The sequence below is a fragment of the Streptomyces otsuchiensis genome, from assembly GCF_004305975.1.
GTDB lineage: Bacteria > Actinomycetota > Actinomycetes > Streptomycetales > Streptomycetaceae > Streptomyces > Streptomyces otsuchiensis.
The window spans coordinates 1-7,880 of sequence record NZ_BHZI01000267.1 but is presented as its reverse complement, the minus strand read 5'-3'; the positions used below and the strand labels follow the sequence as shown (position 1 = coordinate 7,880).

At 74.6% G+C, this 7,880-nt stretch carries 11 protein-coding genes, 1 tRNA gene and 1 pseudogene; 8 read left to right on the top strand and 5 right to left on the bottom strand.

Annotated features, from left to right (window positions below; genetic code table 11):
- Together E0D90_RS26730 and E0D90_RS21100 are read left to right on the top strand one after the other, a co-directional pair.
- Positions 1-367: pseudogene (locus E0D90_RS26730) on the top strand (hypothetical protein); the annotation flags it as partial.
- Positions 368-572: 205 nt separating this feature from the next.
- Positions 573-646: transfer RNA gene (locus E0D90_RS21100), tRNA-Ala, on the top strand.
- 147 nt (positions 647-793) lie between these two features.
- Here E0D90_RS21100 and E0D90_RS21095 read toward each other — a convergent pair.
- The gene (locus E0D90_RS21095) at positions 794-1,120 is read right to left on the bottom strand and encodes a hypothetical protein (RefSeq protein ID WP_130799655.1); all 327 of its coding nucleotides are present in this window, start codon (positions 1,118-1,120) and stop codon (positions 794-796) included.
- A gap of 206 nt (positions 1,121-1,326) precedes the next feature.
- Here E0D90_RS21095 and E0D90_RS21090 point away from each other — a divergent pair, with 206 nt between their 5' ends.
- Positions 1,327-1,812, top strand: coding sequence for a hypothetical protein (locus tag E0D90_RS21090; RefSeq protein ID WP_103502096.1), 486 nt, complete (start codon positions 1,327-1,329; stop codon positions 1,810-1,812).
- A gap of 121 nt (positions 1,813-1,933) precedes the next feature.
- Positions 1,934-2,161, top strand: coding sequence for a hypothetical protein (locus E0D90_RS21085; RefSeq protein WP_374754132.1), 228 nt, complete (start codon positions 1,934-1,936; stop codon positions 2,159-2,161).
- A gap of 78 nt (positions 2,162-2,239) precedes the next feature.
- Here E0D90_RS21085 and E0D90_RS21080 read toward each other — a convergent pair whose 3' ends face one another.
- A complete protein-coding gene (locus E0D90_RS21080) occupies positions 2,240-2,476 on the bottom strand; it encodes a metallothionein (RefSeq protein WP_103502097.1) in 237 nt (78 codons plus the stop codon).
- Between the two features lie 222 nt (positions 2,477-2,698).
- On the opposite strand from E0D90_RS21080, the gene E0D90_RS21075 reads away from it, so the two are divergent.
- Entirely contained in the window at positions 2,699-3,820 is a 1,122-nt protein-coding gene (locus tag E0D90_RS21075) for an LLM class flavin-dependent oxidoreductase (protein WP_130799654.1), read from the top strand.
- 4 nt (positions 3,821-3,824) lie between these two features.
- Here the strand turns inward: E0D90_RS21075 and E0D90_RS21070 are convergent, their stop codons facing one another.
- On the bottom strand, positions 3,825-4,394 hold the full coding sequence (locus E0D90_RS21070) for a P-loop NTPase family protein (RefSeq protein ID WP_130799653.1): 570 nt from the start codon (positions 4,392-4,394) through the stop codon (positions 3,825-3,827).
- 236 nt (positions 4,395-4,630) lie between these two features.
- Here E0D90_RS21070 and E0D90_RS21065 point away from each other — a divergent pair, with 236 nt between their 5' ends.
- Positions 4,631-4,870, top strand: a complete 240-nt coding sequence (locus E0D90_RS21065; protein ID WP_130799652.1) for a hypothetical protein — start codon at positions 4,631-4,633, stop codon at positions 4,868-4,870.
- A gap of 182 nt (positions 4,871-5,052) precedes the next feature.
- Positions 5,053-5,283: a hypothetical protein gene (locus E0D90_RS21060; protein ID WP_103502100.1), complete on the top strand. Its 231-nt coding sequence runs from the start codon at positions 5,053-5,055 to the stop codon at positions 5,281-5,283.
- Between the two features lie 80 nt (positions 5,284-5,363).
- Here E0D90_RS21060 and E0D90_RS21055 read toward each other — a convergent pair whose 3' ends face one another.
- Positions 5,364-6,164, bottom strand: coding sequence for an exodeoxyribonuclease III (locus E0D90_RS21055; protein ID WP_130799651.1), 801 nt, complete (start codon positions 6,162-6,164; stop codon positions 5,364-5,366).
- Between the two features lie 191 nt (positions 6,165-6,355).
- Here E0D90_RS21055 and E0D90_RS21050 point away from each other — a divergent pair, with 191 nt between their 5' ends.
- Positions 6,356-6,844: a GNAT family N-acetyltransferase gene (locus E0D90_RS21050; RefSeq protein ID WP_103502102.1), complete on the top strand. Its 489-nt coding sequence runs from the start codon at positions 6,356-6,358 to the stop codon at positions 6,842-6,844.
- A gap of 44 nt (positions 6,845-6,888) precedes the next feature.
- Here the strand turns inward: E0D90_RS21050 and E0D90_RS21045 are convergent, their stop codons facing one another.
- Complete coding sequence (locus E0D90_RS21045) at positions 6,889-7,872, bottom strand: ABC transporter permease (RefSeq protein ID WP_130799656.1); 984 nt, start codon at positions 7,870-7,872, stop codon at positions 6,889-6,891.
- Between the last annotated feature and the right edge of the window lie 8 nt (positions 7,873-7,880).

Sequence of the window (7,880 nt, the reverse complement as noted above, 5' to 3'; positions counted from 1 at the left end):
GCCCGTCGTCGAGGCCCCCGCCCCGTCGCCCGCCGCCGAGGGCCGGCGGGCCCTGGTCGAGCAGACCGACCACGCCGAGTGGGTGGACCAGGAGCGCAGCGGGGGCGCGCCCCCCGAGGACGCGGACAGCTGGGAGCCGGCCCCCGTGCCGCTGCCGACCTATGTCAACGCGCCGGTGGCGCCCCGCAGTAACCGGGGGGTGGACCTCGACGCACCGGACACCTGGAGCGCCGCCCGGTCGACGACCGTGGGCGGCAGCGCCGCCGCCGCGCAGTCGCCGCCGTCCACCCACTCCTCCCGGCCGCAGCGCACCCCGCTGTTCGACCAGTACGCCGACGAGGACCGCCCCCGCGCCGCCGGCGAGTAGCGCGGTGGGTGGCTGTCCGGGCGGTATCCGGGTGCTGCGCGGGAGCGCCGCTGGCATCGCAGTCCCGGGCCCGACTGCCCCCGAACCGGGCGCTGTTCGGCCCGGGTGGTGGGCGCGGCGCATGGAGCTGCGATGACGTCCCCGGCCCCGCTCCGGCCGATTTCAGCGCGGGGCCGCCGGGGTGTTACAGTTTTGTCGTTCGCAGGGGCCTGTAGCGCAGCCTGGTAGCGCATCTCGTTCGCAACGAGAGGGTCAGGGGTTCAAATCCCCTCAGGTCCACAGCGGAGACGGTTCACATACCCAGGAGTGAACGGTCGGCGGAGATCCCGCCCGGTCATACGACCGGGCGGGATTTTTGCGTTCCGGCATGCCCGGCTCTTCGGGCTCTTCGGGTTCTGTTTCGCGAGTGGTTGGCGCCGCCGCCGGTCAAGAGGGCGGGGACGGCTCGTCCCGCCAGCGGAACGTGGCCTCGGCGCCCGTCAGATGCAGCAGGAAGGCCGTCACGGCCCGCCCGTCCGGGGTGTGGAGCGCGAGCGCCGCCTCGATCCGGTCGCAGGCGATGTCGTAGGCGTCCCACTCCTCCGCCTCGAAGCGGGAGGCGGCGTCCTCGAACAGGGCGCGGTGAGGGACGAAGCCCGGGCGTTCGGCGAAGCTGCCCGTGAGCCAGGGGAAGTCGGAACCCTCGACGCGTATCTCGCCCACCGTGGCGCCGTCCGTGCGGCTGACCAGCTCCCATGTCTCGCCCGTGATCATCGTGGACCTCCCTCGTACCGCGTACCGGCTCGTGGCCCGGCGCGGCGCGCCCCTTCGTCGTGCCCGGTCGGCACGTGTTCCGCACAGTAGAACGGGGGTACGACAGCGGGCCCGTGGCCTACCGGGCGCGTCCCGGTCTCACTACGGTGGGCGACGACTGCTGTCGCGCGGGCGCCCGCCCGCGCCGGACTCCGGGGGACGCGCTGATGGAAGCCCAACTGGCCGGACTGGCCTCGACTCTCGTCGGACTGATGGTGACCGACGCCTGGGCACAGGCGAAGGGGCGGCTCGCCCGCTTCTTCGCCCGGGACGGCGACGGCGCGCGTGCCGCCCGCGAGCTGGAGGAACTGGAGGCGGACCGGGGCGAACTCGTCGCCGCGCGGGAGGCCGAGGACCATGACGCGGTGGCGGACATCGAGGCCGGGTGGCGCAGCCGGCTACGGCGTGAGCTGCGCGCGGACCCGCGCGCCGCGGCCGAGCTGGCGGAGCTGCTCGCCGAGCTGCGGGCCGAGTCCGGCGCGGAGACCGGCGGCTCCGTCACCCACAACACGATCAGCGGCGGCACCCAGCACGGCCCGGTGATCCAGGCCGACCGGATCAGCGGCGGGGTGAGCTTCCACGCGGTGTCCCCGCCGCCCCTCGCCGGCCCGCCGCCCAGTCCGTCGGAGCCGCAGGAGCGGCACGCCGGCTGACCGGCGGTTCCGCGTGCCGCCGTCCGGGCGGCTCGCCTCGCGCTCTGCGCGGATGCGTGGCCGGTGACCGCGTCCTACGGTGGAGCGGAGCGGCCGTCGCTGCCGTGTCCGGAGGTGTCCGATGACGCAACGACCCGAAGCCGACCCGCCCTACATGGACTCCGCGACCGATCCGCCCATCGACCCGCCCACGCCGGACCGGCTGCTGCACACCGGTTCCGAAGGCGCGGTCGACCCGGAGGACCTGGTGCGCCTGACCGGCAGGGACGTGACCCCGGAGCGACTGGAGGAAGCCCGCAAGCTGCTGGAGGAGTACGGCCCGGCGGCGGTCGAGCGCTATCTGCCCTGAGCCCCGCCGCCCCGCGGCACGCCCGGTCCCGGGTGCGGCCGTCGCCGAGCTTTGGCCGCTCAGCTGTGGTCGAGCCGCTCAGCCGTGGTCGACCAGCTGCCCGGCGCCCTGCGCGCGGGCGCAGTGGCCGCAGCAGTAGAAGCGCCCGTCCTCGGTCTCCAGCCCGTGGCCCAGGATGCGGCAGCCGCAGTTCTCGCAGATCGGGGCGATGCGCTGGGCGGCGCACTCCAGGCTGTCGAAGATGTGGACGGCTCCGGCGGCGCGCACCTCGAACGCCATCCGGTAGTCGTTCCCGCATACCTCGCACGTGGCCATGTGGTTCCTCCTGTGGGGGGCCGAGCCGGGTCGGCGGTGTGCTGGTGAGCGGTCAGCATCGCCCGTGCCCCGTGGCGCTCCCGTCCGGCGCGCGGGGGACGTAGCCCGAGCGGCGGGGAATGGAGCGGACCACCACCCGGTTGGCGACAGGGACGGCAGTGAGGGCTGCCCGTGCCGGGGCGGTGCCGCCGCCCGGGCGGCGGCCCGCGAGGAAGGGGCACGATGGTGAACGGGACGGCGGGAGCCGCCGCCGCGGTAAGTGGCGAGAAGGCCGGGCAGGCTCCGGTACCCCTGTCGGTACTGGACCTGGCGACCGTGGGCAGCGGTCAGACCGCGGCCGACGCGTTGCGGGCGACGACGGAGACCGCCCGGCTCGCCGCCGCGCGCGGCTACCACCGGTTCTGGGTGGCCGAGCACCATTCCGTGGCGGGGGTGGCCAGTTCCTCCCCCGCGGTGCTGCTGGCCCACCTGGCGGCGTCCACCGACCGGATCCGGCTGGGTTCGGGCGGGGTCATGCTCCCCAATCACACGCCGCTGGTCGTCGCGGAACAGTTCGGCACCCTGGAGGCGCTGGCGCCCGGTCGCATCGACCTCGGCCTCGGCCGTGCGCCGGGCACCAACGGGTTGACCGCCGCCGCGCTGCGGGGCAACGACCGGGTCCGGGAGGCCGCCGACCGCTTCCCGCAGTCCCTGACCGAACTCGTGCGGTTCCTGGACGACGACTTTCCCGACGGCCACCCGTACGCGGGCGTGCACGCCGTCCCGGGGCCGGTCCAGGGCAGCACCGGAAGGCCCCCGATCTGGCTGCTGGGTTCCTCCGGGTTCAGCGCGGAGCTGGCCGGACGGCTGGGGCTGCCGTTCTCGTTCGCCCATCACTTCGCGGCCCGGGGGACCATGGCAGCTCTGGAGACCTACCGCGCGGCGTTCCGCCCCTCGGCGGTGCTGGACCGGCCGTACGCGATGGTGTCGGTGCTGGTCCTGGCCGCGGACGACGAGCGCGAGGCGCGGCGGCAGCTGCTGACCAGCGCGCTGGCCGTGGTGCGGCTCAGCCGTGGCCAGACGGAGCCGCTGGCGACGCCCGAGGAGGCCGAGGCGTATCCGTTCACCGGGCGCGAGCGGCTGATCGCCGACGACTGGCTGGCCCACGCGGTCCACGGCACACCCGACGCCGTGCGCGCGGGCCTGGAGGAGCTGGCCGCCCGGACCGGCGCGGACGAGCTGATGCTGACCGCCAACGTGCACGGCGCGCAGGCGCGACTGCGCAGCTACGGGCTGGTCGCCGACGCGTTCGCGATGCCCGGTGGGGCCGCTTCGGCGTCCGTGCCACCGGCCGTCCTCTCCTGACCCGTCAGGGCCAGCCCACGGCCGTGAGCGCGGCTGAGGCCACCTGTGAGGGCGGGTCTTCGGCCGCGATGTCGTGGTCGGCCACCCGGGCCTCGTCCAGGATCCCTTCCATTTCCCGGGCCCGGTCCAGATGCCAGGCCAGTGCGCCGGATTCGACGGCGTCATCGGCGTGGCGCCCGCGCAGCCGGGCGGCGACCGCCGCCACCGGCGCGCGCAGCCGCACCACGGCGAGCGGGGAGGCGAGGGCCTCGGCGTAGCGCCGCCGTTCGTCCCGGCTCTCGATGACGCCCGCGAGCAGCAGGTGGGCCATGCCGGCGGCGCGGAAGTTCCGTGCGACGTCCCGCAGGTTGGCGAGGGTGAGGGCCTGGTGGAACGGGTCGCCGGGCGGCGCCGGACGGCACTGCCGCAGGGCGTCGACATCGATCACCGCGTGTGGGACCCCGGCAGCCGTCAGCAGGCTTCCGGCGGCTTCGGCCGTCGAGCTCTTGCCGACGCCGACGGTCCCGGTGAACAGCAGCGCACTGGGCCCCGGGGAAGCGGCCGAGTGGAGGACAGGGCGGTCTGCGGCGGGCATGGGGTCAGCGTAAGGCGGGCCCCTGGACGCGATGAGGGTTCGGCCGCCCGCCCTGAGCGGTCGCTCCGGCGGAGCGGACCTGGATCGTTCAGGGCCGGGCGGCGAACCGGTCCAGTGCGGCCATCACCAGCGAGCGGCTGGCCGCGTTGCCCTGGCGACCGGCGTCCTCGACGACGGTCAGCCGCGCGTCCGGCCAGCGCCGGGCCAGTCCCCACGCCGTGTGGAGGGGCGAGCCGATGTCGCGTCTGCCGTGGTCCAGTACCCCGGTGATGCCGGTGAGTGCCGCCGCCCGCGAGCTGGAGGCGGAACTCGACCACCCCCTGAGCCTGCTGGTGGACCAGGCACTGGACGCGCTAGAACGACGGCCGATGGCCCGCCGCATCGCGGACGCGGCGCGGGCCGCCGAGGCGCCGGTCCGGGACGACCGGGGCAGTGGGGGCGCGCGCCCGTCGGACAGGGGCGCCACCGGGGCGTGAAGGCGCGCCTGCCGCGCCTACCCGGCGCCCGCCCGCGCTCGCGCGCCCGGGCCGTCGGCGTCCGGTGGCTCTCCGGTCCGACACGCTGACGTCCGTTGGGCGCCGGGCAGTTGACGGCGTAGCGTGATGCCAGGAGCGTGGCCTCGGCCAGGGGCCGCCGGGGAAGACAAAGGAACCGGAGCATGTCGGGGTTTTTCGACCGTGCCAAGGAACAGGCCCAGCGGGGCATCCAGCAGGGCAAGGACAAGTTCGAAGAGGTCCAGGCGCAGCGCGCGGGCAACGACGCGCTGCGCAAGCTGGGCGCCGCGTACTACCGCAAGGAGCGCGCCGGTGGCTCCGACGAGGAGGTCAGGCGCGCGCTTGACGCCGTCGCCAAGCACATCCAGGACAACGGCGACGATCTGCTGAAGTGAGCGGAGCGGGGCGGCACCGGAGAACGGTGCCGCCCCGTCGCGTCCCTCGGCCCGCGTCGCGGGCGTGGCCGGTTCCCGGTTCAGGCGCGGTAGGTCACGGTCACCGGCGCGTGGTCGCTCCAGCGGGCGGCGTGCTCACTCGCCCGCTCGATCCGGGCGTCGGTGGCGCGGGCCGCCAGCGCGGGGGTGGCGGCGTGGTAGTCGATGCGCCAGCCGGAGTCGTTGTCGAAGGCACGGCCACGGTAGGACCACCAGTTGTAGGGCCCTTCCTGGTCGGGGTGCCGCTCGCGGACGACGTCCACATAGCCGCCCTCGGTGCCGAAGACCCGTGAGAGCCAGGCCCGCTCCTCGGGCAGGAACCCGGAGTTCTTGCGATTGGCGCGCCAGTTCTTGAGGTCGGCCTCCTGGTGGGCGATGTTCCAGTCGCCGCAGACCAGTACCTCGCGGTCGTCGGCGGCGGCCTTCTCGCGCAGTTCCCGCAGGTAGGGGAGGAAGGCGTCGAGGAAGCGTTCCTTCTCCTCCTGGCGCTCCGTGCCGACCTCTCCGGACGGGAGGTAGAGGCTGGCGACGGTCATCCCCGGCAGATCGGCCTCGACATAGCGGCCGGAGTCCTCGAACTCGGCCGCCCCGAAGCCGACGCGCACCCGCTCGGGCTTCTGCCTGGTCAGCAGCGCCACCCCGGCCCGGCCCTTGGCGGCGGCCGGCGCGTAGAAGGCGTGCCAGCCCTCCGGATCGCGGACCTCCGGTGCCAGCTGGTCGGCCTCGGCGCGGACCTCCTGGAGGCACACCACGTCCGCCGTGGTGGCGCGCAGCCAGTCCAGGTAACCCTTCTTGGCGGCGGCGCGCAGGCCGTTCACGTTGACGGTGGTGACGGTGTACACGGGCTCTCCAGAGTCGGGCGAAACGACGTCGCAGCCTACGCGATGCGCGCCACCGCGCGTGCGGATCGCCCACCCGCCGGAGCGTGCCACCGGTCGCGGTGCCGGGGTGGTGGTGTGGCGTCGCGCGGCGGCCTCTCCCGATGGCGGCACCGGCGGCGAACCCGTTCACGCTCTCTCGTAACGTTGTTCGCATGAGGATAGTGATCGCCCGGTTCGACCACCCCGACGCGCGGAAGCTCAACGACATCGTGCAGGCGGAGTACGCGGTGCGTTACGGGAGTGAGGGCGATGTCACGCCTCTCGACCCGGAGATGTTCGACCCGCCGACGGGCGTGTTCCTGCTCGGATACGACGCAGACGGCTCCCCGATCGCCACCGGCGGCTGGCGTTCCCGAGACACCTCCGCCGCCGAGGGCTACGCGGACGGCGATGCCGAGATCAAGCGGATGTTCGTGATGACGCAGGCGCGCGGGCGTGGGCTGTCCCGGGTGCTGCTGGCGCGCCTGGAGGAGTCGGCCCGGTCCGCGGGGCGTACCCGCATGGTCCTGGAAACCGGTGATCAGCAGCCCGAGGCGATCGCGCTCTACGAGACCAGCGGCTATCTGCTGGTGCCGGCGGCGGAGAAGTTCGGCTGTTACCGCCACGAGCAGGGCAGCCGCTGCTTCGTCAAGGCGCTCTGACCGTCCGCGACCGTCCACCGGGTTGGGCGTCCTGCCGGGGCGTCTCATCCCTGCCGCGCCGCGCGGGCGCCGCCGTCGCCGGGACCGGGAGCGGAGCGGCGTCGCGCGCCGGCGGCGATGGCCGCCGCCATGCCGGCGACGGTCCAGCCCACCAGGACCAGCAGCGGGAACGCGGCGGCGGCGCCGTCGAAGAACGCGACCGAGCGCAGCAGGGAGGCACCGGCGCCGGAGGGCAGCCACTGGCCGATGGTCCCCACCGGGTCGGGCAGCATGGCCGGCGCCGAGGTGGCCCCCGAGAACGGGTTGCCCAGCAGCACGACCACCAGTGCGCCGATGCCGATGCCCGGTGGTCCGAGCAGCGCCACCAGGCCGGCCACCGCGGAGGCGATGGAGAGGATCACCAGCGCCAGCGCGGCGGCGACCGACAGCCAGTCCCCGCCGCCGAGAGTGCCCAGCCACGTGTGGGTCAGCACGGCGATGACCACGCCCGTCACGACCGCGGACCCCGCCAGTCCGGCGAGCAGCCGCACCCCGCGCAGCCCGATCAGGCTCAGCGCGGCGCCCGTGGCGATCCCGACGAGGCCCAGCGGCAGTACCCCGGCGCCGAATCCGGTGCCGCGCGGGTCGGCGTCCGGCGCGGGAACGACATCGGTGACGGGCACGGTCCGGCCCTCGGGCGCCTGCTGTTCGGCGATCCCGGTCAGCAGCTGCGCCACCAGGGGGGAGGCGGCCGAGGCGACGAGCAGTGACGGTCCCGAGGGTGTGACGACGAAGGCGCCGTAGATGTCGCGGTTCTCGATCGCGGTGGTCGCGGTGGGCGCGTCGGGGTAGCGGTGCACGTCGAACGCGCCGTCCTCGGCGTTCAGCAGACGGGCGACCGGGTCGGCGGCGTCGGCGGGGCCCGCCACTCCGATCGGCAGGTCGTTCGGTGCGAGGCGTGAGGCGGGCCAGGAGAACGCCCACAGGGCGAGCGCCGCGAACACGGGGATCAGGACCAGCGCCACCAGGGCTTGGCGGCGCGGGCCGATGCCGGGGG